This window comes from Paenibacillus rhizolycopersici, from assembly GCF_014947195.2.
GTDB classification, from domain to species: domain Bacteria; phylum Bacillota; class Bacilli; order Paenibacillales; family Paenibacillaceae; genus Fontibacillus; species Fontibacillus rhizolycopersici.
In genome coordinates this window covers 23,333-47,284 of sequence record NZ_JADCNN020000016.1, presented here as the reverse complement: position 1 = coordinate 47,284, position 23,952 = coordinate 23,333, and the positions used below count along the sequence as shown (strand labels likewise).

At 54.8% G+C, this 23,952-nt stretch carries 18 protein-coding genes; 16 read left to right on the top strand and 2 right to left on the bottom strand.

Translation table 11 applies throughout. From position 1 onward, the window contains the following. Window positions 1-48 precede the first annotated feature (48 nt). The 10 genes from IM700_RS16320 (at window position 49) to IM700_RS16275 (ending at window position 12,874) form a co-directional block, all read left to right on the top strand. Window positions 49-1,290 carry an acetylornithine transaminase gene (locus tag IM700_RS16320; RefSeq protein ID WP_193417924.1) on the top strand — a complete coding sequence of 414 codons (1,242 nt, stop codon included), beginning with the start codon at window positions 49-51 and terminating at the stop codon, window positions 1,288-1,290. A 4-nt stretch (window positions 1,291-1,294) separates the two neighbouring features. After that, entirely contained in the window at window positions 1,295-2,257 is a 963-nt protein-coding gene (argF, locus tag IM700_RS16315) for an ornithine carbamoyltransferase (RefSeq protein WP_193417922.1), read from the top strand. A gap of 23 nt (window positions 2,258-2,280) precedes the next feature. Continuing rightward, a complete protein-coding gene (locus tag IM700_RS16310) occupies window positions 2,281-3,519 on the top strand; it encodes an argininosuccinate synthase (protein ID WP_155608206.1) in 1,239 nt (412 codons plus the stop codon). A 262-nt stretch (window positions 3,520-3,781) separates the two neighbouring features. Then, window positions 3,782-5,197 (top strand): argininosuccinate lyase, encoded by a 1,416-nt coding sequence (gene argH / locus IM700_RS16305; protein ID WP_193417920.1) that lies wholly within the window; start codon window positions 3,782-3,784, stop codon window positions 5,195-5,197. A gap of 376 nt (window positions 5,198-5,573) precedes the next feature. Next, window positions 5,574-7,571: a methyl-accepting chemotaxis protein gene (locus tag IM700_RS16300; RefSeq protein WP_193417918.1), complete on the top strand. Its 1,998-nt coding sequence runs from the start codon at window positions 5,574-5,576 to the stop codon at window positions 7,569-7,571. Between the two features lie 232 nt (window positions 7,572-7,803). Continuing rightward, a complete protein-coding gene (locus IM700_RS16295; protein WP_193417916.1) occupies window positions 7,804-8,448 on the top strand; it encodes a YhbD family protein in 645 nt (214 codons plus the stop codon). Next, window positions 8,448-9,170, top strand: a complete 723-nt coding sequence (locus IM700_RS16290) for a hypothetical protein (RefSeq protein WP_193417914.1) — start codon at window positions 8,448-8,450, stop codon at window positions 9,168-9,170. The genes IM700_RS16295 and IM700_RS16290 overlap by 1 nt, the downstream gene beginning before the upstream one ends. A 28-nt stretch (window positions 9,171-9,198) precedes the next feature. Continuing rightward, window positions 9,199-9,954, top strand: a complete 756-nt coding sequence (locus tag IM700_RS16285; RefSeq protein WP_193417912.1) for a hypothetical protein — start codon at window positions 9,199-9,201, stop codon at window positions 9,952-9,954. Beyond that, on the top strand, window positions 9,951-11,501 hold the full coding sequence (locus IM700_RS16280; protein WP_193417910.1) for a DHA2 family efflux MFS transporter permease subunit: 1,551 nt from the start codon (window positions 9,951-9,953) through the stop codon (window positions 11,499-11,501). Before IM700_RS16285 ends, IM700_RS16280 begins: the two co-directional genes overlap by 4 nt. Window positions 11,502-11,608: 107 nt before the next feature. Continuing rightward, the gene (locus tag IM700_RS16275) at window positions 11,609-12,874 is read left to right on the top strand and encodes an MFS transporter (RefSeq protein ID WP_193417908.1); all 1,266 of its coding nucleotides are present in this window, start codon (window positions 11,609-11,611) and stop codon (window positions 12,872-12,874) included. A 334-nt stretch (window positions 12,875-13,208) separates the two neighbouring features. On the opposite strand, the gene IM700_RS16270 is transcribed toward IM700_RS16275, so the two are convergent. Further along, window positions 13,209-14,498 carry an MFS transporter gene (locus IM700_RS16270; RefSeq protein ID WP_193417906.1) on the bottom strand — a complete coding sequence of 430 codons (1,290 nt, stop codon included), beginning with the start codon at window positions 14,496-14,498 and terminating at the stop codon, window positions 13,209-13,211. A 329-nt stretch (window positions 14,499-14,827) separates the two neighbouring features. Between IM700_RS16270 and IM700_RS16265 the strand changes: the two genes are divergently transcribed. After that, window positions 14,828-15,493 carry a DNA-binding response regulator gene (locus IM700_RS16265; protein WP_193417904.1) on the top strand — a complete coding sequence of 222 codons (666 nt, stop codon included), beginning with the start codon at window positions 14,828-14,830 and terminating at the stop codon, window positions 15,491-15,493. 255 nt (window positions 15,494-15,748) lie between these two features. Here the strand turns inward: IM700_RS16265 and IM700_RS16260 are convergent, their stop codons facing one another. After that, entirely contained in the window at window positions 15,749-17,281 is a 1,533-nt protein-coding gene (locus tag IM700_RS16260) for a VanW family protein (protein WP_193417902.1), read from the bottom strand. A 229-nt stretch (window positions 17,282-17,510) separates the two neighbouring features. Between IM700_RS16260 and ftsE the strand changes: the two genes are divergently transcribed. The 5 genes from ftsE (at window position 17,511) to IM700_RS16235 (ending at window position 23,928) form a co-directional block, all read left to right on the top strand. Continuing rightward, window positions 17,511-18,197 (top strand): cell division ATP-binding protein FtsE, encoded by a 687-nt coding sequence (gene ftsE / locus IM700_RS16255; RefSeq protein ID WP_193417900.1) that lies wholly within the window; start codon window positions 17,511-17,513, stop codon window positions 18,195-18,197. Next, window positions 18,187-19,101 carry a permease-like cell division protein FtsX gene (ftsX, locus tag IM700_RS16250; RefSeq protein WP_193417898.1) on the top strand — a complete coding sequence of 305 codons (915 nt, stop codon included), beginning with the start codon at window positions 18,187-18,189 and terminating at the stop codon, window positions 19,099-19,101. The genes ftsE and ftsX overlap by 11 nt, the downstream gene beginning before the upstream one ends. 235 nt (window positions 19,102-19,336) lie before the next feature. Further along, the gene (locus tag IM700_RS16245) at window positions 19,337-20,554 is read left to right on the top strand and encodes a murein hydrolase activator EnvC family protein (RefSeq protein ID WP_155608194.1); all 1,218 of its coding nucleotides are present in this window, start codon (window positions 19,337-19,339) and stop codon (window positions 20,552-20,554) included. A gap of 475 nt (window positions 20,555-21,029) precedes the next feature. Further along, window positions 21,030-22,481, top strand: coding sequence for a S41 family peptidase (locus tag IM700_RS16240; RefSeq protein WP_193417896.1), 1,452 nt, complete (start codon window positions 21,030-21,032; stop codon window positions 22,479-22,481). Window positions 22,482-22,572: 91 nt separating this feature from the next. Further along, window positions 22,573-23,928 carry a PDZ domain-containing protein gene (locus IM700_RS16235; RefSeq protein ID WP_193417894.1) on the top strand — a complete coding sequence of 452 codons (1,356 nt, stop codon included), beginning with the start codon at window positions 22,573-22,575 and terminating at the stop codon, window positions 23,926-23,928. Window positions 23,929-23,952: the final 24 nt, after the last annotated feature.

The window sequence follows — 23,952 nt, the reverse complement described above, 5'->3', positions numbered from 1 at the left end:
ATGTTATATTAATCATTAATCATGAAGAAGATGGGAGTGGAAGATACGATGGCGCAAAGCGATCTGAAAGAAGCCGCAACGGTTTCGGCAGCCGCCGCGGAAGGGAGCAACCCCAGCGCGTTGTTTCCAAGTTATGCTCGGTACCCGATTCATTTGGTCAAAGGAAAAGGCAGCTGGCTGTGGGACGACAAGGGGAACCGCTACCTTGATTTCATGAGCGGCCTTGCGGTCGCCAACCTGGGGCATGCCCCGGAGAAGGTAGCGGCCAAGGTGAAGGCGCAAATGGATGAGCTATGGCATGTGAGCAACCTGTTCCACATCCCGCAGCAGGAAGCCGCAGCGCGGAAGCTAACGGAGATCAGCTGTGCGGACGTCGTCTTCTTCTGCAACAGCGGTGCCGAAGCGAACGAAGCGGCGATCAAGCTGGCGCGGCGCTACCATCAGAAGGTCAAAGGGACGAACCGCTACGAGATCATTACATTCGAGCAGTCTTTCCATGGCCGGACGCTGGCCACGCTGACTGCCACCGGCCAGCAAAAGGTGAAGGACGGCTACCTGCCGCTCCCCGAAGGCTTCAAGACCGTGCCCCTGCATGACATCCCCTCGCTCAAAGCCGCGATCGGCCCGCAAACAGCGGCGGTCATGCTGGAGATGGTGCAGGCCGAAGGCGGCGTGTATCCGGTCGAGCAGGCGTTCGTGCAGGAGCTGGCCGAGCTGTGCAAGGCACAAGGCCTACTGCTGATCATCGACGAGGTGCAAACCGGCATGGGACGTACGGGCGCTTGGTTTGCGCATCAGCATTACGGCATCGAGCCGGATATTTTCACCTCGGCCAAAGGAATTGCCAGCGGCTTACCGGCCGGGGCGATGCTAGCCAAGGAATATTTGCGCGAAGCTTTTCCTCCGGGCAGCCACGCTTCTACGTTTGGCGGGAACCCCGTTGTAACGTCGGCGATCATCGCGACACTGGAGACGATGCAGGAGGAGCGCATTCCGGAGCATGCCGCGGAGATGGGCGACTACTTGGTGGGTCACCTGAAGGAGACGTTTAAGGAGGAGTCGTTTGTCAAAGAGGTGCGCGGTAAAGGCTTGCTCATCGGCATCGAATGCGCCGGCCCGGTTGGCGACATTGTCCTGCTCGGGCAAAAACACGGACTGCTGTTCGTCACCGCCGGCCCGGATGTGATTCGCCTGCTGCCAAACCTCAAGGTGTCGAAGGAAGAGATCAACCAGGCTGTGGCGATCTTGGCCGAGGTTATCGCCGCCTATTTAGCCAAGGAGGGAAACTAAACCCATGACATTGCTGGAACCATCGAAACGCAGCAGCATGAATCTCAGCGGCCGTGATTTTATAGAACTCACGGATTACACAACCGAAGAGATCCACTATTTGATTGATTTGGCTATCGAACTGAAGCGCAAGCAGAAGAATGGCGAGGAGTACCAGCCGTTGAAAGGGAAAACCGTCGGATTGATTTTTGAAAAATCGTCGACGCGGACGCGGGTGTCCTTTGAAGTTGGCACATATCAGCTGGGGGGCCACGCTCTTTTTCTCAGCAAAAATGATATCCAGCTCGGACGCGGCGAAACGATCCCCGATACAGCAGGAGTCATGTCGCGTTACCTGGACGGCATCATGATCCGGACCTTCGGTCATGATAAAGTGGTTGATCTGGCCCGCTACGCAACTGTGCCGGTGATCAATGGTCTTAGCGACTTGGCGCATCCATGCCAGGTGCTCGCTGACTATCAGACGCTGTACGAGTATAAGGGTACGTTGCAAGGGCTGAAGCTGGCCTACATCGGGGACGGCAACAACATGGCCCACTCGTTGATGATCGGCGGAGCGAAGCTTGGCGTACATGTATCGGTTGCCAGCCCGGAAGGGTATGAACCGGACCCGCAAATCGTGGCGGATGCGCAAGAAATCGCCAAAGCGACGGGGGCGGTTATAGAGGTGGTTCGCGATCCGAAGGCGGCGGTGCAAGACGCGGACGCCATTTACACCGACGTGTGGGCGAGCATGGGCTTCGAAGCCGAGCAGAAGGCGCGCGAAGCGGCCTTCCGCGATTATCAGGTTGATGAGCAATTGGCGCGGCACGCGAAGCCGGATTATGTATTTATGCACTGCCTGCCGGCCCACCGGGGCGAGGAAGTGAGCGAAGGCGTGATCGACGGTGAGCATTCGATTATTTTTGACCAGGCGGAGAACCGGCTGCACGCGCAAAAAGCGCTGATGGCCGCTTTGATAGGATAATTATTGGGGGAGGACTAGGAATCATGGCAAAGGAAAAAATCGTACTGGCGTACTCCGGAGGCTTGGATACGTCCGTGATCCTAAAGTGGTTAAAAGAGACCTATGATGCGGAAATCATCGCGTTTACGGCGGACATCGGTCAGAAGGAAGAACTCGACGGACTCGAAGCGAAAGCGCTCGCGACCGGGGCTTCCAAAGTCTATATCGACGACCTGCGCGACGAATTCGCCAAGGACTTCATCTATCCGATGTTCCAATCGGGCGCTTTGTATGAAGGTCAATACCTGCTCGGCACCAGTATTGCCCGCCCGCTGATTGCGAAGCGGATGGTGGAGATCGCCCGCGCAGAAGGCGCAACGGCCATCGCCCATGGCGCGACCGGCAAAGGTAACGACCAGGTGCGCTTCGAGCTGGCTGCGGCTGCTTTGGCGCCGGAGATCCGCGTGATCGCGCCTTGGCGGCTGAGCGAGTTCCGCGACCGGTTCCCGGGACGGGCGGAAATGATCGCTTATGCCGAAGCGAACGGCATCCCGGTTACGGCCTCAGCGGCGAAGCCGTATTCGATGGACCGTAACCTGCTGCATATCAGCTATGAAAGCGGCGTGCTGGAGGATCCATGGTTCGACGCGTCCGCGCCGGAGAACAAAGACATGTTCCTGCTTAGCGCATCGCCGGAGGATGCGCCGGATCAGCCAGAATATCTGGAGTTGGAGTTCGAGCAAGGCAACTGCGTTGCGCTGAACGGCGATCGGTTGAATCCACTCGCGGTGATGGAGAAGCTGAACGAGCTGGGCGGCAAGCACGGCATCGGCCGCGTCGACATGGTCGAGAACCGCTTCGTCGGCATGAAGAGTCGCGGGGTCTATGAGACGCCGGGCGGGACTATCCTGTTCACGGCCCATCGCAAAATGGAGTCGCTGACGATGGACCGCGAGGTCATGAACCTGCGCGACAGCCTGATCACCCGCTACAGCACGCTCGTCTACAACGGCTTCTGGTTTGCGCCGGAACGTCTGGCGCTGCAGGCGCTGGTGACGGAGAGCCAGAAGAACGTGACCGGTACGGTGCGCGTGAAGCTGTACAAAGGCAACATCATCGCCGCTGGCGTGAAGAGCCCGGTCAGCTTGTACAACCCGGACATCGCCACGATGGAGGCTGATCCGACGCAGGCGTACGACCAAGGCGACGCAACGGGCTTCATCCATTTGAACGCGCTCCGGTTGAAGGTCGGCACGGGTGTTGCACAGAATAGCGGCAAGTAAGCGAAAGTGAGTTTCGAATTTCGAGTTTCTAAATCTATTCGAAAAATCGAATACAATTCGCCGGTACCCGGTGTTTGGACCTTCATATGCATGAAATTTCGTATATAATGGTGCATTATGCGAGGCTTAGGCGGGAATCTGTATGATTTTTCGAATATAATCTACAATTTCGGACGTTTACGAGGAAATGTACTCAAATAATCGAATATATTTCTTCGGGTTGACGGATAACAAGCAGGTTTCGAGTTAAGGAGTGGGTCAGGTGAGCAAGCTGTGGGGTGGCCGCTTTACGAAGCAGACCAACCGTTTAGTTGAGGAGTATACCGCCTCCATCGGGTTTGATAAAGCGCTGGCGGAGGAGGACGTGCAGGGGAGTCTCGCGCATGTCACCATGTTAGGCAAATGCGGGATTTTGCCGGAAGAGGACGTCGAGAAGATTAAGGAAGGCCTGCATCAGGTCCTGCTCAAAATCCGCCGCGGCGAGCTGGAATATTCCGTGTCGGACGAAGACATCCATATGAACATCGAGAAGCAACTGATCGACGAGGTTGGTTCGGTCGGCGGGAAGTTGCACACCGGACGCAGCCGCAATGACCAGGTGGCTACGGATATGCACCTCTACCTGCGCAAGCGGGTGGTGGAGTTTGTTGGCCTGCTTCAGGAGTTGCAGGAGGCGCTGCTCGGACAAGCCAAAGCGAATCTCGACACGATTGTGCCAGGGTACACCCATCTGCAGCGGGCGCAACCGATCCTGTTCGCCCATCATCTGCTGGCGTACGTGTCCATGTTCCAGCGCGACATCGAACGCTTGCAGGACAGCTACAAGCGGATTAATGTACTGCCGCTGGGCGCGGGGGCGTTGGCGGGAACGACGTTCCCGATCGATCGCCATTTCGTGGCCGAGCAGCTGCATTTTGACGGCGTGTATGAGAACAGTCTCGATGCGGTCAGCGACCGCGACTTTATCGTTGAGTTCCTTGCCGACGCCTCCATTCTGATGATGCATCTCTCGCGCCTCAGCGAGGAGCTGGTCCTATGGAGCAGCACGGAGTTTCGCTTCATCGAGCTGGACGATGCGTTTTGCACCGGCAGCAGTATTATGCCGCAGAAGAAAAACCCGGACGTGCCGGAGCTGGTTCGTGGCAAAACAGGGCGCGTGTACGGTAACCTGATGGGGTTGTTGACTGTGCTGAAGTCACTGCCGCTGGCGTACAACAAGGACATGCAAGAGGACAAGGAAGGCATGTTCGATACGGTCGCTACCCTGCAGGGAGCGTTGCAGCTCTTTGCGCCGATGATCGCCACGATGAAGGTGAATAAGGAGCGGATGCGCGAGGCGGTGAATCAGGACTTCTCCAACGCGACCGACATCGCCGACTTTCTGGCGAACAAGGGTCTGCCTTTCCGACAGGCCCACGAGGTCATCGGCAAAACCGTGCTGTATTGCATCCAGAACGGTAAATATCTGCTGGACCTGACGCTGGAGGAATTCAAGCAGTTTTCGCCGCTGTTCGACGACAGCATCTATGAAGTGCTGCAGCCGGAGAGCGTCGTGAATGCCCGTAACGTGTACGGCGGGACGGCGACTCCTCAAGTCACGGCGGCGATCGAGCGTGCAGAGAGTAAGCTGGAAGCGGGACGTACCTGGACACAAGAGTACGCAGAAAAAAGTAAATAAGCGGTAGACCCTCCTTCAGAGCTTCCGCACATTTCGGAAACAGCCATCGCCCTCGGGCGAACGGCTGTTTTTTTTGTGTTCTACCGACGGTGTTCGATCCAGTTGGGAAGAGTATGTCCAAAATTTGAAATTGTCAGGAAATCACAAGAAATTTCGCGAAATTTGACGAAACTTTCTGAAAACAACTAAAGATATGGTCGTAATTTGTCGAAATAGATGTAAGATCCATCACTGCCAACGCGGAAAATCTATTGTATGAACGCTGACTAAATCAGAATTGGTTGACATCCCGGTACCGTTTTTGCAGTTGATCAACCCCTGGCACACAGCAAGAGCCGACAGGATGCCCCATTAAAATAAAAGGAGAAAACAAATCATGAAGCAACTATTTACAAGGATTCGGAATTTGGTGGAAGTCAGGACACTACGCAACCGGCTGTTGATTATTTTTGCTGTACTGCTGGTCGTACCCAATCTGGTGATTTCGTACACCAGCTATAATCGGGCCAGTGAGCAATTGCATGAGAAAATGGACGCCAGCACGCAATCGAATGTGAATCTGCTCAACGATTCGATCACGCAGATCGTGGAGGCGGAGGTTCGAAATGTAGAGCAATTGGTCCAGCAAATTGAATCGGCCCAGGTGGATTCCCATTCCCCCGAGCTGCGGACATTAATCGATTTGTTCGTAGAGAAACACCCCGAACTCGAAATTATGGTTGTCGGGAATCAGAACGGAGCCTGGATGAAAGCACCTGATCCCGGCAAGCAGGATTACGATCCCCGGGAGCGGGATTGGTACAAAGCCTCGCTGGAAAGACCGGAGGAAACGGTCATTATCGATCCGTTCAAATCCGCAACGACCGGAAATTACAACCTGTATATCAGCCGTGCGCTGAAGGACCATCAAGGAGCGATCACGGTCGCCCTGGACCTTGCGAATCTGAACCAGGATGTTAGTGCCATTCGCCTGGGAGAACGCGGATTTGTCTATATCGTGGACCGCACGAACAAGTTTGTCACGCACCCAACTAGCGCGGTCGGCGAAGAGGCCGTCGGTGACCATCTTTCTCAAATTCGTGCAGCGGAATCGGGCTACATGAAATATATCGACCCGGTATCCGGGACGGAGGAAAGCGCGTTTTTTACGACAAATAAGCTAACGGGTTTCAAAATCGTAGGAGTTCTGGATGTGCAGGAATTCAGTGACGCGTCGTTGCCGATTATGTGGACCTCCCTGATTGTTCTGGCTATCTCCTTAGTGGTTGCCGGTGTCCTGTTGTTCATCGTCATCCTTAATATCACGCGTCCAATCGAGCAGTTGAACCATTCGGCTAAACGAGTTAGTGAAGGTTATTTGAACGAGGATGTAAGCACGAAGCGGAAGGATGAAATCGGACAATTGGCCGCGAACTATAATGGGATGCTGGCCTCCCTGCGGCAAATGGTGCGGGAGATGTCCGAGACGGCAAGCCAACTTGCTGCCTCCAGCGAAGAACTAACCGCGGGAACGGAACAGAACGCCAAGGCGGTGGAATATGTCGCCGAGCTGGTTCAGAACGCTTCCGATCAGGCGGAGAAACAAGCCTCCACTTCGGCGGAAAGTGCCGATACGATGGATGAAATGTCTCAGGGTATCCGGAAAATCGCTGAAGCGTCCGGCATGATCGTTGAGTCGTCCATGCAGACGGTAGGGGATGTCCGAGATGGAAGCGAGAAGGTCAACCTCGTTGGCTTGCAAATGGAGGAAATCCGCAGATCGACGTTGGAATCGGCGGAACTGATGCAGCAAATGAACGAGCTCAGCGGGCAGGTTGCCGGGATGAGCAGCGCGATCACGGAGATTGCCAATCAAACCAACCTGCTGGCGTTAAATGCGGCGATCGAAGCGGCACGTGCCGGAGAAGAGGGACGTGGCTTCGCGGTTGTTGCGGGCGAGGTGCGTAAACTGGCGGAACAGTCTGGATCGACGGCGGAAATGATTCAACAGAACATTGGGCGGATGACCGAGCTCACGGGCAAGGCATATGAAATGATGAATCACAAAGTGAATGCCAATGTGGAGCGAGGGATGTTGGTGACTGAGGAGGCGCAAACGGCTTTCCAAGCGATCGAGCGTTCCACGCAGCACATCTCGGAGCAGATTCACGAGGTGTCGGCCATAACACAGCAAATGTCGGCTAGTGCCGATGAAATTGCCCATTCTGTCGAACAGATCGCAGCGACCTCGGCCAGCAGCATGGAAAGCTTCCAAGGCGTAACGGCTGCAACCGAAGAACAACTGGCTTCCATGGAGGAGATCTCCTCCGCATCGGAAGGCCTGGCGCGAATGGCAACGGACATGCATGCCCAGATCGATCGGTTTAAGTTATAACCTATAGAGATAGTTCTAGCCCCCAGAGCCATAATCATTGGCGAAGGGGGTTATTTATTTGCTCAATTTCCACCTTGGGCCGGGCACAGAAATCCGCCTCGAGACGGATGGAGGTCGCAGGGAAGTTGATTAAGATGAATAGCAGCAACGCTCTGGCTCGATATCCGCTCACGCCCGCTTTACAACGTAACAATGTTATGTTACGTTGTTGGAGCGAGAAAGGAGCATGACAATGAGTGAGGAATTGATCTCCAAGAAGGAATTGCTTGATCTGACGGGCATTTCGTATGGGCAGTTATACCGCTGGAAGCGTAAAAACCTGATCCCGGAGCACTGGTTTATCCGCAAGTCGTCTTTTACGGGACAGGAGACGTTTTTTCCAAGGGAGAAAATCCTGCAGCGTATCGACCGAATTCTGGGCATGAAGGACGATTTATCGCTGGATGCATTGGCGGACGTCTTTTCACCGAGTCCGGGGGATATTCGTCTGAGCGCAGGTGACTTGCTCGACCGAAACATTGTTACGTCAACATCTTTGAATTTATATATCGAGACCATAGGGTCGGCCGAGAGGAAGTCGCTGTATACCTTTGACCAGATTTTGACCGTTTACGTGCTCGACAAGCTGCTGCAAAGCGGAGATATTTCGCTGGAGGAAGGGCGTTTACTGATTCAGACACTGGAAGAATATTTACCGGGCTTGGCCGGTCAGGAATGCGGCGTTCGTCTCACTCGTAAAATGGGGGTGGCCGCTTTTATCCTAGTGCCGGGGGATGTCGAGCTTTATATGGACCGCAGCGTTAGGATGGTGGCCCGTCTTTCACTGGCGCGCTGCACGGAGGAATTGAAACTATTGGTGAGCGGGAGTGAAGGGTAATGGCGGAACGAAGCGTCAAGGATTTGAAAATCAACGGGGTGGGTCAGGCGTCCGGCGGCGCGTATCGAAAAATACAGGCTGAAGGGATTGCTACGTTGAACGGAGATATCACCTGCGAGTCGTTGGGGGCTAACGGGACGCTGAAGATCAAAGGGACGATCGATGCGGGTGAGTTTCGGCTGAACGGCACCGGCTCATCGGAAGAGTCACTGCGAGGCGTAAGGTTCGAGCTGGACGGGATGTTTAAAGTCGGCCGGGACGTACGGTTCTCTCGGTTACATGTCCGGGGGATCCTCAAGGTCGGAGGTTCCGTTACCGGGGAGACGGCCAAGGTGGATGGCGCCTTAAAGCTAGAAGACAGTGCCGAGTTCGAGGAAGCCGAGGTTTACGGTCAGCTTCAGGTTGGCGGCATGCTGAATGCCGGACGATTGACGATCGACCTGGAAGGCCCGAGCCACGCCAAAGAGATCGGTGGGGAGTCCATCGTCGTGCGGCAGCGCAAGGGCAAACGGCTGCTAGACTATCTGTCCTCGCTGCGAGCCTCCCGGTTAACGGCAGGCGTGATCGAAGGGGACGACATTCAACTGGAAGGCACAAAGGCGGATGTGGTCCGTGGCAATTCGGTCGTGATCGGACCGGGCTGCGAGATTGGCCTTGTGGAATATAAGGAACGTTATGAGGTTTCGCCGCAGGCCTCGGTGGGACGCACGGAGCAGAAATAAATCGATGATGAAACAGGAGGGAACGGGGATGGCCGTACAAGTACAGGATGACCGTGACCGCAGTGCCGATTTGAAGATTGTTGGCAACGGGACGTCAAACGGCGGAATGTTCAATAAGATCAAAATCGTCGGCGAAGGCGATATCAACGGGGATGTCGATTGCCGAACCCTGACCTGCACGGGAACGCTGGAGGTCGACGGCGGTTTACGTGTCGGGACGGTGAAGGCCACGGGCACAATCGTTGTGTCCGGTCCGATGGGCGGTGAAGAACTGAACCTGACCGGCAATCTGAATGTCCTGGGGGGTCTGCACGCTGACAAAGCCCGGCTCAACGGGGAGATCCGCATTGATGGCGGCATCATCGGCGAGGACATCGGCTTGTATGGGAGCTGCGAGTTGACGGGCGACTGCCAAGCTGAGCGTTTACGCCTAAAAGGAGCCATACAATCCCAAGGAACGATCAATGCCGAGCGCGTTGAAATCGCGATGTTCGGCCGTAGTCAGACGAGCGAAATCGTCGGCGGGCAGATTCGCATCGCCCCGCATCCGACATGGAAGTGGGTGTCGCTATTCAAGTCCTGGGGGACGCCGGGAATGCAGGCGAGCATCATCGAAGGCGATGTTATTCGTTTAGAAAATACCGTAGCCGATATCGTGCGCGGCGGGGACGTCTCGATTGGTCCCGGCTGCCGGATCCGGCTCGTCGAATATACAAAACACTATCATCAGGACCCGCACGCGGAAGTGGGGGAACACCTGAACGTTTGGAGGAACGAGGGATGAACGCGCAACAAAACAGCCGTCTCGGCTTCGTGGTCGCCGGTCTGCTGCTCGGCATTTTAATGGCCGCGATGGATAATACCATCGTGTCCACCGCAATGGCAACCATCGTATCCGAACTGGGCGGCCTGGACAAATACGTCTGGGTCACCTCGGCGTACATGGTCGCCGAAATGGCGGCGATGCCGATCTTCGGTAAGCTGTCCGACATGTATGGACGCAAACGATTTTTTGTCTTTGGCATCGCTATGTTTTTGCTGGGATCCGTGTTATGCGGTACGGCCGACACCATCGTGCAGCTCAGCATCTACCGCGCGATCCAGGGGATCGGGGGCGGGGCGTTGATGCCGATCGCGTTTGCCATCGTGTTTGACGTATTCCCTGTGGAAAAACGCGGCGCCATGGGTGGTTTGTTTGGCGCGGTGTTTGGGATCTCCAGTCTTGCCGGCCCGCTGCTTGGCGCTTTTATCACCGACCATCTGAACTGGCGCTGGAATTTTTACATCAATATCCCGCTTGGCATCCTCGCGTTGTTCCTGATTTTGGCCTTTTACCGGGAATCGGCCGTTCATGCCAAGCAGCGGATCGATTGGTGGGGCGCATTGACCTTAATCGGCTCGATCGTTGCTCTAATGTTTGCGCTGGAGCTGGGCGGGCAGCTGTACGCCTGGGATTCCAGGCAGATTCTGGGATTGTTCGCGGCCTTTGCCGTGCTGTTTACCACATTCCTGCTGGTCGAGCGCAAGGCGGAGGAGCCGATCATTTCCTTCGGGATGTTCCGCAAACGTCTGTTTGCCAGCAGTAACCTGGCCGGATTGTTTTACGGCGCTTCGTTTATCGCTGCTTCCGTGTATATTCCCTTGTTTGTGCAAGGGGTGACAGGCGGTACGGCAACCAATTCTGGCTTAATCTTGCTGCCGATGACACTGAGTTCCGTGGTCGCTTCCCAGGTCGGGGGCTTCCTCGTGCAGCGCACCAGCTTCCGCAACGTTATGGTGTTGTCGGCGGTCATCTTTATGGCAGGGATTGCTTTGCTCGCGACGATCACGCCAGACACGACCAAAACTCTGCTGTCAATCTATATGGCGATTGCGGGATTTGGCGTCGGGTTCTCGTTCTCCGTGCTGGGGATGTCCGCGATTCAAGATTTCGGACCTTCGCAGCGGGGAGCGGCCAGCTCAACGATGTCATTCATTCGCTCGCTTGGGATGACGGTGGGAATTACCGTGTTCGGGATTGTGCAGCGCAACCTGTTTGCGAACCGGTTAAGCGATTCGCTGTCCGCCATGGGCAGCGGGGCGGAAGGGTTGCCATCCATGGACGATCCTCGGACGCTGCTCGCCTCCGAAGCGCGCAAGGCGATTCCGGCTCCTGTTCTGGAGCAGATTGTGGGCGGCTTGTCGACGTCGATCACGACGATGTTTTGGTGGACGCTAGTGCCGGCTGTGCTGGCATTGATCACGGTGTGCTTTATGGGCAACGCCAAAATGATGGGGTACGGACCGGGAGCCCCGAGTCGACAGGAAGTTAAGACGGCGTCGTCGGAGTGATTTTTACTTAAAACGAGGGGTTGAAGAAACATTTGACATCCCTCTATGAAATATGGATAATCTATAGTTCATCCTAGCAAGTAAAGAAGTAATGAGGTGTTTAGAAGATGAGTCATGATTCACAGGCTTTACCCGCTTCCGGCAGTTTGTTCCGGAACCGGTTCTACCAGACGATCCTAATTTCCAATCTGTTTTTGCAGATCGGGATCTGGGTCCGCAACTTTGCGATTCTGATGTTCGTAACAGATCAGACCAACAACGATCCGCTCGCGATCTCGCTGATTTCTGTCGTCGAATTTGCACCGATTTTCGTGTTCTCCTTCATAGGCGGAGCGTTCGCCGACCGGTGGAAGCCGAAGCGGACGATGATCTGGTGCGACTTCCTGTCCGCGATCTCGGTATTCGCCGTGCTGTTAACCTTGCTGTATGAATCGTGGGAAGCGGTCTATTTTGCGACCTTCATCTCGGCGATTCTGTCGCAGTTCTCGCAGCCATCGGTGATGAAGCTGTTCAAACAGCATGTTCATCCGGAGAAGGTGCAACAGGGAATGGCGTTGTTCCAGTCGCTGGTAGCCATTTTCATGGTTATTGGGCCGTCGCTGGGGATTTTCTCTTACCACCAGTTTGGGATCTACGTGTCGATTGGCGTTATGGGCGTGGCGTTCCTGATCTCCGCTTTGGTGCTGTTCCGGCTTCCGGCGGATGAGGAGCAGGAGGCAAAGCGCGAGCAAACCGGAAATATCCGCAAAGAACTGGCGGACGGCTTCCGGTATGTATGGCGCAGCCCGGTATTGAAAGTGCTGGGCGCGACGTTCGCGATCGCCGGCTTCTCCGTTGGGATCATCCAGACGCTGGGGTTGTTCGTCGTCACCGAACGGTTGGGCCAGCCTAAGGAGTTCCTGCAATTCCTTCTGGCGGTTAACGGTGTAGCAATGTTGATTGGCGGCGGTGCAATTATGGGCTTGGCCAAAAAAGTTCCCCCCCAAGTCCTGCTTGCCTTCGGGATGGCGGTTAGCGCCGTCTGTATCGTAGGCATGGGGCTGTCGACCAGTGTTCCGTTAACCCTGGTGCTGCAGTTCCTGAACGGTCTGACGTTCCCTTGCATCCAGATCGGGATCAACACGATGATCCTGCAATGGACGGAACAGTCTTATGTCGGCCGCGTCAACGGTGTATTGAGTCCGATGTTCATGGGGATGATGGTTATCATGATGTCGTTGTCCGGCGTGCTGAAAACCATCTTCCCGCTCGTCGGAATTTACGCTGTATCCGGCATTATCATGTTGCTAGGTGCGATGATTCTGGTGCCGATCTTCAAACATAAGCCGACGCTGCAGCAACAGCCGCAGTTGGGCGAACAGCCTACGAGCTGAGGTTTGGAGGTAAAGAAAAGCTGTCCTTCGGAGGTCCTGTAATAGGGCTCCGTCCGGGGACAGCTTTTTTGCGTTGGGGTGGGGTGAAGGGGGGGCGGAATGTTGCAGAAAGTGCAACATTTTCGTGCGGCCCGCAGGGTTTCGGCCGAAATGTTGCAAAAGGTGCAACATTTAGGGGCTAAGGCGCCTTGGAGTTCGGAAAATGTTGCATGAAATACAACATTTACCGGAAGACCAGGCGAATTGGGACTGAAATGTTGACTAAAATGCAACATTCGGACAACTGACAGGGCCGCGGGGACGAGTGATCGGTCAGTCGGTTCAATGTCTACGACTATGTGGCGTCGACATATCCTTTGCGGCCGGCGGCGTAGCCGAACAGGGCGGTTAAGATCGATACTCCGGTAATCACGGCAAGCGGCGTATCCCAGCTACCGCTAAAGTCGTGGAGATAGCCGAACAGTGTAGGCCCGAACGCGGCTAGTACATAACCGACCGATTGCGCCATCCCCGACAGGGCGCTGGCCTGCTCCGTCGTCCGTGAGCGAAGCGAGAAGAAGACGATCGCAAGGCCGAAGGTTGAGCCGGAGCCGATCCCGAGCAAGAGGATGAAGAGAGCGGCCAGCGACACCGGCCCTGCCCAGATGCCGCCGAAGCCGATCACGCATAAAGCGGCGGTGGCGGCGGTCAGCCATTTCTGGCTGTCGGACCGCGTGGCAAGCAGCGGCATCACGAACGAGCCGGCCATACTGATCAGTTGCATGAGCGACAGCATCCAGCCGGCTTGTTCGGCGCTCATCCCCCGTTCCTGCAGGATGTCCGGCAGCCAGGAAATACTGACGTAAAACAGGATCGACTGGAAGCCCATAAACATCGTGACCAGCCAAGCGACCGGAGAGCGCCATATGCGGAGGCGTGTGCCGCCGGCTTCGTCTGGGGTCGATGGGCGGCTCGCCGGATCTGTAGCCCCTGCCACCTCTGAGATGCGGGAGTGGCTTACGCCCGCGGTCTGGCCCTTGCGCCCAGATGCTTTGTCAGGCCGTGGGAGCAATGGCAGCCAGACGAGGGCGCCGACCGCTGTCAACGCAACCCAAATAGTTAACGCGCCGCGCCACCCGAGCGGGCCTTGGGACAGCGGCACGCTGATCCCGGAGGAGATCGCCGCCCAGAAGGTCAGGCACGTGGTGAACAGGCTGGTCATCAGCCCGACTTGTTGCGGAAAATCGCGTTTGATCAGCCCGGGCAGCAGCACGTTGCCGATGGCGATGGCGATGCCGATTAGCGCGGTACCGGCAAATAACGCGGTCACGGACGGCAGCGAACGGACGAGAATACCGCCGGTCATCAGGATCATGCTGAAGAATAACGTTCGCTCGATACCGAACTTCGCGGACAAGCCCGGCGCAGCCAACGCAAACACCGCGAAGGCGATCAGCGGGAGCGTCGTCAGCATACCCGACAGCGTGTGCGACAAGCCCGTGGCCGCTTCGATCTCGCCGATGATGGCGCCAACCCCGGTGATAGGGGACCGCAAGGCGGCGGCGGTTAGCAGAACCGCGGTGACCAGTAGCCAAACGGAGGCGCCGCGTTCCCGAGGCAAGGCGGGGACGATCGTTTTATTCATATGAAAGGAAGCCTCCTTCGCTCTGTTACTCTAGTTTAGAGATTTGAAAGGTTATTTTATGCAGTGAATTGATCGCTGACTTGACGAGATACGTCAGACGCAGTTCAGTATACTTCAAGTTACTTTGTGCGGCAACTCAGACGTCAGCGCGGGGAACTACAGCTATTTACGAGTAAACTAACTAATGGAGAAGTGGAAGGATTTCGCAGGCTTGTGGTAGAATGGGACATAGAACAAGTAAACTAGTCGTGAAGCACACGCCTTTTGTTGTCGGATGAAATATCCGTCGACGAAAGGCTTTTTTATTTTCTGCGGAGGAGGTTAATGAGATGGGGTTTCAGGAGACGTATGCATTGTGGCTTAGCAATCATTGGAGTCATCGGGAAGGCGAGAGGGAACGGAGGCTGCGGGAGGGCCATGGGCACGCAGAGAAGGCATTTGTCGAAAAAGTGTGGTGGCCCGCCTTCGGGCATTTCCGCCATCTTCATCCCGAATATGAGGTGAAGGACTTTAAAGATGGGATGCGATATCTCGACTTTGCTTACCTTCGCTCGGGAGTGCAACTGGCGATCGAAATCGACGGGTTTGGCCCTCACTTACGAAACATCAGCCGTGACCGCTTCTCGGATCAATGTCGGCGGCAAAACGACCTGATTCTGGATGGTTGGAAAGTGCTGCGCTTTACCTACGATGACGTCAGCGACAACCCTCGCTACTGCCAACAGACACTACAGCAGTTTATGGGAAGATGGTTGGGGGAGGGGGAGAACATCGATGCGGTGCATTTCATCGAGAGGGAAATCCTACGCTTATTTCTACGTGCTGAAGGGCCCATCACTCCATCTGATGTTTCTCGCAGTTTGGGGATGAAGAATCAAACGGCAAGAAAGTGGCTCCGTCATTTGATGGGCAAAGAGTGGATTCAACCGGCGAGCGGGTCAGAACGTGTAAGAACATACCTATTGGATGAACGAGGGAGGAAGATCGTCGGTTAGTTCGCTTTAGCTTGTATTAAATAGAGTGATTTTTTGGCTCTATCTGAGTTGGAAAGACAATTTCCGGGGAAATAAAGTGATAAAATGTCGCTATTCTCCTCACAAGCCCCTGATTTTGCTGAAACACGGTGGATTAGCGTTATATATTAACGCTATTTAACGCAAATTCCGCAGGAACGACAAAATAGGATGATATTTTAACGTTATTCCTTCTTCGAGTGGGTTAAAGGAGGGGGGAGAGCCCCCCACCTAAGCTTACCGAAAATTCGGACCGTTCACGCCGTCCTCTAAAAGTTGTTTGGGAGGGCGCTCCGACGGCGTACCCTCGGGATGACCGCTCCTATTGCTATTGTTGGAGTTGCCGCCGCCAGCCGCGCCACCCTTCGTATCGCGCACGGCGATCACTGTCGGCTGAGCCGGGTACGTATCCTTGGAGAGCAGCGTGCGGTCGACCGCGCGGCCGTTCACCATTTTGATCCGATACGTTTCAACGACATACCCCTGTTTTCCATGTACGAGCACCTGACGGCTTCCGGCTGGGAGGGAGGTATTCGCCACATATTTGTTTGGTGGAGGGATGATCTCCGTCGTACGGGATTCGAGCGAGTAGCTGATGTTCCCCGGGATATCGCCGAATAGTTTAACGGTGAGTTGGCTATTTTCCACCGTGGCGCGGATCAGAAGATGGTGGCCGGAGGTGTTCTTGAAGCGGAAGTTAATGTAGCCTTTAGCGAACGTCGCGTCCTGCCCCTTAGGCAAATAGCTGACCGGCAGGGAATGGTTCCGCCGCTCCACGATCGACAGCCCGGCTCGAACTGCCGCATTGTAGAGCGTGCTCGACACCTGACAGATCCCGCCCCCGACCCCGGGCACCAGCCTGCCCCCAAATATAACCGGGGCTTCCTGGAACCCAAACGTCTTCTCGGCATATTCGATCGCTTCGCCATAATCGAAAATCTCGTCCGGGGCCAGCACGGTCCCATCGATGCTGCGGGCCGCCGAGTCGACGTTATGTACCCGACCGACCCCGCTAGTCCGCAGACTGGTGGAGAATTGGACGATTTTGCGGCGGATGCCTTCTTTTTTGAGCAGATCTAAGGTGACCTTGGGCTGCACGGTTTTCAGCGGCACGGTAAATCGCAGAGTTGGAAGCTGTTTCGACAAAGACAACGACAACGTTTCCTGTGTCGGTATTGGTTTACGCCATGAATTACTTTCCAGTCGGCGCACTTCCTCCCCGAGCCGCGTCGGTACGATCTCCAACAAGCGGTCCCAATCGATGCGTTTCACAGCGGTTCCCGGCTGATAACGGATCTGATCGTCCGTGGTGATCGTCCGCACGGCGTTGACCGGAGAGCCAAACTGGGATTTTTCCCATTCAGGGGTAAATACCGCCTGCAGTTTCCGAGGATCAAAGGTTAAGGTAAGCATCGACTGCCGATCAAAATTCCTTCTGGTCTGCAGCCGCTCCCATAAAGATCCCTCTCCCAGCCGACGCACCTCCTCCCTAAACGGTTCCGTTCCAAACGTAACCCCAGCCTCCGCCCAGGTCATCGTTTTTACACTGCCGTCCACCGCAAACACTACTTGCTTTCGGCTTAATGCGGCGATTTCCTGGTCGAGCAGTTGCAAGGCTTCCACCCGATGGCGTCGGCCCAACTCCAATCCGGCCACAAGGGTACCTGACGGCAAGCTGTCCTGCGAGACATATAAAGTTAACGCTCCCCAAAACGCCGTGCCGAGGAGCCCGACACCTAGGAAGATCACTGCCAAATGTTTCTTTTTCATAACCGGCTCCTTTATCTAAAGACCTATATTTAATAGAAAAGAACGTGGTACAACCATATGTATGATCAAAATGTCGGAAACTTTCGGGTACTCAAAAGGTAACATCTTTGTTACAATAAAAATCGGACTTCAAGGAAATTACTCAGGTTTTAAAGGATTTGGCAGGAACATGTCGAATGTAAAAAAGGGTCATCTATAGAACGGAATCATAGATCTAGGACGTGATTAAGTGATAGAAATGCAGGATGTCTGGAAGACGTATCCGAATGGAACCCACGCCCTTAAAGGCGTTTCGATCAAAATCGACCGTAATGAATTCGTGTATTTAGTTGGTCCCTCCGGTGCAGGGAAATCGACCTTCATGAAACTAATTTACCGGGAAGAAGTGCCTACCAAAGGGCAGATTTCCGTCAATGGCTTTAACATTGGCAAGCTCAAACCTCGCAAAATTCCCTATGTGCGCCGAAATATCGGGGTTATTTTTCAGGATTTTCGGCTGCTTCCGAAGCTGTCGGCCTACGAGAATGTCGCCTTTGCTTTGGAGGTCATCGAAGCCCCCAAGAAGATCATCAAGAAACGCGTGATGGAAGTGCTCGACCTCGTCGGGCTGAAAAATAAAGCCAACCGCGATCCTTCCCAACTTTCCGGCGGAGAGCAGCAACGTGTGGCGATCGCCCGGGCGATCGTGAATAATCCGTCCGTCATTATTGCGGACGAGCCCACGGGGAACCTCGATCCCGAGACCTCCTGGGGGATCATGCAGCTGTTGGATGAAATCAATTTCCGCGGAACTACCATCGTTATGGCTACCCACAACAAAGAGATTGTGAACACGATGCGCAAACGCGTCATCGCGATCGAACACGGCAATATCGTGCGAGACCAGCTGAGAGGGGAATACGGTTATGAATATTAGCACCTTCTTGCGGCATTTGCGGGAGGGCGCGAAGAGCGTGTTCCGTAACGGCTGGATGTCGGTGGCGTCCGTGACCTCGATTATCGTTTCGCTGCTGATCTTAGGCGTGTTTACCCTGCTTGTGCTGAATGTCAATTCGTTTGCCGATGAGGCGGACAGCCAAGTGCAGATCAAGGCCTATCTGAACACAAATGTAACCGAAGCGGTACGCGATCAGGTCTATAACGATATTGGCTCGATGGAAGAAGTCAGCAAAGTCACGCTGATCCCCAAAGCCGAAGGCTTGAAGGATTTCCGGGAAAAGCTTGGCGAGGAAGGCAAGGACTTGTTGGAGGGTTACGACGAAACGACGAATCCGATCCCCGACACGTTCGAAGTGCAGGTCATCGAGCCGACGACCGCGCCTTATGTAGCAAGCAAAATTACCGCGCTAAATGATAAGTACGAGGAGAAGCCGATCTATAAAGTCAATTACGGACAAGGCACGGTGGAGAAATTATTCAAAATCACCCGGGCGATCCGCAATATCGGCTTTGCCTTTGTGGCTGGCCTAGGGCTGATGGCGATGTTCCTCATCTCCAATACGATCCGAGTTACGATTTTGGCCCGTCGCCGTGAGATTGGTATCATGAAGCTGGTCGGCGCGACGAATACCTTTATTCGGTGGCCGTTTTTCGTGGAAGGCGCAATGATCGGTTTGATCGGTTCCCTGATCACCGTTGGCGTGTTGTTCTTCAGTTACAACGAACTGGTATCCTCGGTGAAAGCCGACGTCACCCTGGCCCTTCAGTTGGTTCCGTTAAGCGAGATTGGCCTGGAATTGGGCGGATTACTCGTTGGGCTGGGATTCTTGATCGGGGTTTGGGGAAGCACGATGTCGATCCGGAAGTTTCTGAAGGTATAGTGTATCGCGATCAAAAGCTGAACTTAATAAATTTAATGAGGTTAAAAATCCGGCTTTTCAGCGCCAAGTAGGTTGGATGAAGCTAGGGAGTGAGTAGCGGAGCGTAGCTGGAGGCTACGTGAGCTACGGAGCGACTGGGTGAATTCAAGATTCGACGTCGAGTTGCTTCGGAGAATTACATCGCGATCAAAAGCCGTATTTTTAACTACCTTATACGAAGGATGGGGAAACGAAGTTGAAGAAATGGATAACCACGATCACCGTTGTTGCATTAGCCGCTTTCATCTTCCAACCTACCGAAGGCTTCGCCAAAACGAAAACCATCAGCCAGATCGACAAAGAGCTGAAGCAGCTTCAGGAACAGGCCAAGCAGGCCAAAAAGCAACAGGAAAATGCCGCAAACCAGAAACAAGAAGCGCAGCATTACGTCAATAAAAACACCAATTACCTGAAACAATTGATGGGGCAGATCGAAGTTGTCAGCAACGAGTTGACCCAAATTTCGCTAGACATTGATAAGACCGAGCAGGACCTGCGGACGACCGCGGAGAAATTGGATCAGACCCAGGCGCGGATCGAGGAACGCTCACATTTGCTCGATACCCGTGTCCGGTTGATGTATACGGATGGCGTCGTTTCCTATTTGGACGTGCTGTTGTCCTCCACTAGCTTTACCGACTTCCTGGAACGGGCAGACTCCTTACAGGCGATCGCCAACCAGGACCATGTTCTTTTGGATGAGCACAAACGGGACAAGGAACTGATCGTGCAGCAGCAGCAACAGCTGAAGCAAGATTATGCAAAAGTGAAACAGCTTTACGCGGATGCTGAATCGCGCAAGAGCGATTTGGAATCTAAAGAGAACGAGAAGCAGCAACTGATCGCGAAATACAACGCCGACATTGAACAATCCGAAGACATTAGCGAAGAGCAGGAAGCGCTCCTCATTGAACTGGCAACGAAACGGGCCGCTTTGGAGCAAGAGAAGAACAAGCTGAAGGCGGCTCAGGTTTATAAATATAAAAAGAGTTCTAACGGTTCGGGCGGTTTCAAAGGCAACGGCGGTTCGTTTGGTCTGCCGGTGGACGGTGCACGAATCTCCTCCGGTTACGGTACGCGGATTCACCCGATTACCGGCGTGAAAAAGAAACATACCGGCGTGGATTTCGCGGCCCCCCAAGGTACGGATATCCATGCGGCTGAGGACGGCGTCGTCATCGTTGCAGAATGGTGGAGTGGGTACGGTAATACGGTGATCATCGACCACGGCGACAACGTGTGGACGCTCTACGGCCATATCCGCAACGGCGGAATTAAAGTAGAAAAAGGCGAGCAAGTCAAGAAAGGCGAAAAAATCGCCGAAGTGGGAAGCACCGGTAACTCGACCGGCCCGCATTGCCACTTTGAAGTCCGGATTAACGGAAATCCGGTGGACCCGATGCCTTATTTGTAATAAAATAGCTATAGTGTTCGAGCGAAAACGGATACCGCCTCTTTTGGGGCAAGGGTCCGTTTTCCCCGTTTGATCAAGGTTATTAGTTCCATGAAGATACATCGTGCTAAGGAGCCGATTTGAAAACAACCTGGCTTGGATGAAAGTTTTAAAATTGGGTTATTAGCACCGAGAAGGTTGGATGAAGCTAGAGACTGAGTAGCGGAGCGTAGTCGTAGGCTACGTGAGCAACGGAAGGCTCGGCTGAATTCAAGATTCGACGTCGAAATGACCCCCATGAAGTTACATCGTGCTAAGGAGCCGATTTGAAAACAACCTTATATTGTAAATATTTCTCATGGGCGGGACATATACTATGGGACGTTCAAAATCGGACGGGCCGGTAGGACCCGGCACGTTGTTTAGATGAGAGTTATCAAATGGGGTTATTAGCACCAATTTGATAACGACTATTTTTCAGAGGCGGTGATCTAGGATGTTTAAAGGTCGTACGGTAACCCTGCTCGTTGTCGCAGCCATGCTGGTTAGCAGCTTGTTGACATTAACGCTGACAGGGGAATGGAGCTTTGCCGGTACGGGACCGCTGCGCAGCGGAAATTTTGCCGACACGGCCGGCACCGGCTCGAAGCAAAACATCAAAAAAATCGAGACGGCGTTGCAGCTCGTCCAGAAAAACTACGTCGAAGACGTGGATACGAACAAATTGATTGATGGCGCAATTGATGGAATGATGAATGCATTGGAGGATCCATTCTCCTCCTACATGGCGCCTGATACGGCGCAGCAATTTTCGGAGCAGATTGAGGGTTCTTTTACCGGAATTGGGGCAGAGGTCTCCATGGAGAACGGCAATGTGGTCGTCGTGTCCCCGATCAAAGGCTCTCCTGCGGAAAAGGCAGGCATTCAGCCGAAGGATATCCTGCTGTCGGTAAACGGCGAATCGTTCGAGGGATTGAGCTTGAATGAAGCGGTGGCCAAAATTCGCGGCCCGAAAGGCACAACAGCCACGGTTAAGGTCAAACGGGCTGGAACAGCCAGCACGCTGGAATTTAAAATCGTTCGTGACGACATCGCCCTAGAGACCGTGTATGCGGAGATGAAGGAAGGAAAGGTCGGAGTCATCGAGGTTACCGAGTTCTCCTTGAATACGGCCGATCGTTTCAAAAAAGAGCTGGCTGCCTTGGAGAAACAGGGCATGAAGGGTCTGGTAATCGACGTTCGGAACAACCCGGGCGGGGTGCTTGACGTCGTCGAAGCGATGTCCGAGGTGTTCGTGCCGAAGGGCAAAGCCATCGTTCAAATCGAAGATAAGTACAAACGCCGGCAACAGTCGGTTTCCAAAGGAAGCGGCAAATCCTATCCGATCGTTGTCGTCACTAATAAGGGCAGCGCAAGCGCCTCGGAGATCCTAGCGGGAGCGTTGCAGGAGTCCGCGGGAGCGAAGCTGGTTGGCGAAGCCACCTATGGTAAAGGTACAGTGCAATCGAGCTATAGCCAGGAGATGGGGGACGGCAGCCTGCTGAAAATCACCATCGCCAAGTGGCTGACGCCAAACGGCGAATGGATTCACAAGAAGGGGATCAAGCCGGATATTGCGGTGTCTCAACCGGACTATTTTACGGTAGCCCCAATCAATAAAGAAAAAACGTACAAATACGATATGCTCGGCGAAGATATCAAAAGCGCCCAAACGATGCTGGATGGACTCGGATACGCTCCGGGCCGGAAGGACGGTTACTTCGATAAAAATACCGAGAAGGCGTTGAAGAAATTCCAGACCGACCAAAAGCTCACGGTGAACGGCGTACTGGATGCGAAAACAGCCGAGGCGCTGGAGAGCAGCGTCATTAAACAAATCCGCGATCCGAAAAACGATGCGCAGTTAAATCGCGCACTCGAGGTTGTACGGAAGGAAATCACCTCATAATTGTCGAATCCCTTAGAGGGCTGAAATCCGGCCCTCTTTTTTTCTGATTAGCGGAAGTGTATAAGTTAACATAAAGGAGCGTGAGTACCTCTTGGATCTCATTCTGGAAGGATTATGGAGTCTGGCGGAAGCAGGGGTGCAGCTGTTGCTGCAGCCGTTTTACTATATTTCGATCATCGTCGTCCTGCTGATCTATCGCAGGCAGGTTGTGCTGGAGCGCCGTCTGTTCCATGTTCGCCTGCACAGCTGGGGCTTGCAGACTTGGCGTACCGTTCTTGCCGGCTTGTTGGCGGGTCTGGCGGTTTCCGTCGTCTTCGTATTCCTGGGAATGAATCTGACGATGGAGGGGATCCTCTGCCTCTGGGCGGTTACGATCGTGCTGATGCTGTTCCGCATACGCTATTTATGCCTGGCCTATTCCGTGGGTATACTCGGGTTAATTCAGTTCGGGTTGAATTTGTTCCCGGGATTTGCGGGCAGCGGCTTCGTGGGCGACGTCGTGCGTATCGTCCGAGAGCTGGACATCCCGGCGCTGCTCTGTCTTGTTGGGCTGCTGCATCTAGTTGAGGGCATGCTGGTACGGTGGCAGGGCGCGTCGTTTGCCGGACCGTTGTTTTACGAAGGGAAGCGGGGCAAGCTGATCGGCGGGTACCAAATGCAAAGCTTGTGGCCGGTGCCGTTATTCCTGCTTATTCCGGCTCAAACCACGGGCGGGGTGCTGCCGTGGACGCCGTTGTTCGGCGGGGATGCGTGGCAAGGCGGCTTTGGATTGATGGCGCTGCCGATTGTGCTTGGGTTCTCGGAGATGACGATGGGGCTGCTGCCAAAAGACAAAGCCCGCATCTCGTCCGGCCGGCTGTTAGGTTACGGCGCGGTCATCACGGTATTGGCGCTGTTAACGGCGTGGTGGAGCCCGCTGCTGCCGGTAGCCGCACTCGCGGCGTTTGTGCTGCACGAAGCGCTGATTTGGCTGAGCCGTTTCGAAGAGCAGCAACGCAGCCCGTTGTTCGTCCATCCGCAGGGGGGACTGAAGGTGCTTGCGGTGCTGCCGGGCAGTCCGGCGGAAGAGCTTGGGATCCGGGCTGGCGAGTCGATCGTGAAGGTCAACGGCGTGCCGGTGCCAACCAAGGAGGATCTGCATGCAGCGCTGCGGATCAACCCGGCTTTTTGCAAGCTGGAGGTGCTGAATCTCGCGGGCGAGAGTAAATTCCTCCAGCGCGCCATCTACGCCGGCGATCACCACCAGCTCGGCGCGATCCTCGCGCCGGATGAGCTGGCGCCGGCGGCGGTAAGGCTGCAGCCGCTATCGCTGCTGCAGCTACTGCGCCCGCGCACGAGCGCCCGCGCGGTGCGTGGCGCTCGGGGCGCCACGCCCGCGCCGCAGCGCGAAGCGCGGGCGGGCGGCGGTGCGCCGGCGGCGGCCGATGGGCCGGCCGCCGAGGCGTAGGGAGCGCGCGGGCCGGGGGCACCC

Bases quoted from the DNA above. Each gene is read 5' to 3' on its own strand.
- IM700_RS16285 (WP_193417912.1), top strand. From the start codon at position 9,199: ATGGCCGTACAAGTACAGGATGACCGTGACCGCAGTGCCGATTTGAAG.
- ftsX (WP_193417898.1), top strand. From the start codon at position 18,187: ATGAATATTAGCACCTTCTTGCGGCATTTGCGGGAGGGCGCGAAGAGC.
- IM700_RS16260 (WP_193417902.1), bottom strand. From the start codon at position 17,281: ATGAAAAAGAAACATTTGGCAGTGATCTTCCTAGGTGTCGGGCTCCTC.
- IM700_RS16280 (WP_193417910.1), top strand. From the start codon at position 9,951: ATGAACGCGCAACAAAACAGCCGTCTCGGCTTCGTGGTCGCCGGTCTG.
- IM700_RS16290 (WP_193417914.1), top strand. From the start codon at position 8,448: ATGGCGGAACGAAGCGTCAAGGATTTGAAAATCAACGGGGTGGGTCAG.
- IM700_RS16310 (WP_155608206.1), top strand. From the start codon at position 2,281: ATGGCAAAGGAAAAAATCGTACTGGCGTACTCCGGAGGCTTGGATACG.
- argF (WP_193417922.1), top strand. From the start codon at position 1,295: ATGACATTGCTGGAACCATCGAAACGCAGCAGCATGAATCTCAGCGGC.
- IM700_RS16320 (WP_193417924.1), top strand. From the start codon at position 49: ATGGCGCAAAGCGATCTGAAAGAAGCCGCAACGGTTTCGGCAGCCGCC.
- IM700_RS16300 (WP_193417918.1), top strand. From the start codon at position 5,574: ATGAAGCAACTATTTACAAGGATTCGGAATTTGGTGGAAGTCAGGACA.
- IM700_RS16265 (WP_193417904.1), top strand. From the start codon at position 14,828: ATGGGGTTTCAGGAGACGTATGCATTGTGGCTTAGCAATCATTGGAGT.
- IM700_RS16240 (WP_193417896.1), top strand. From the start codon at position 21,030: ATGTTTAAAGGTCGTACGGTAACCCTGCTCGTTGTCGCAGCCATGCTG.
- IM700_RS16295 (WP_193417916.1), top strand. From the start codon at position 7,804: ATGAGTGAGGAATTGATCTCCAAGAAGGAATTGCTTGATCTGACGGGC.
- IM700_RS16270 (WP_193417906.1), bottom strand. From the start codon at position 14,498: ATGAATAAAACGATCGTCCCCGCCTTGCCTCGGGAACGCGGCGCCTCC.
- IM700_RS16275 (WP_193417908.1), top strand. From the start codon at position 11,609: ATGAGTCATGATTCACAGGCTTTACCCGCTTCCGGCAGTTTGTTCCGG.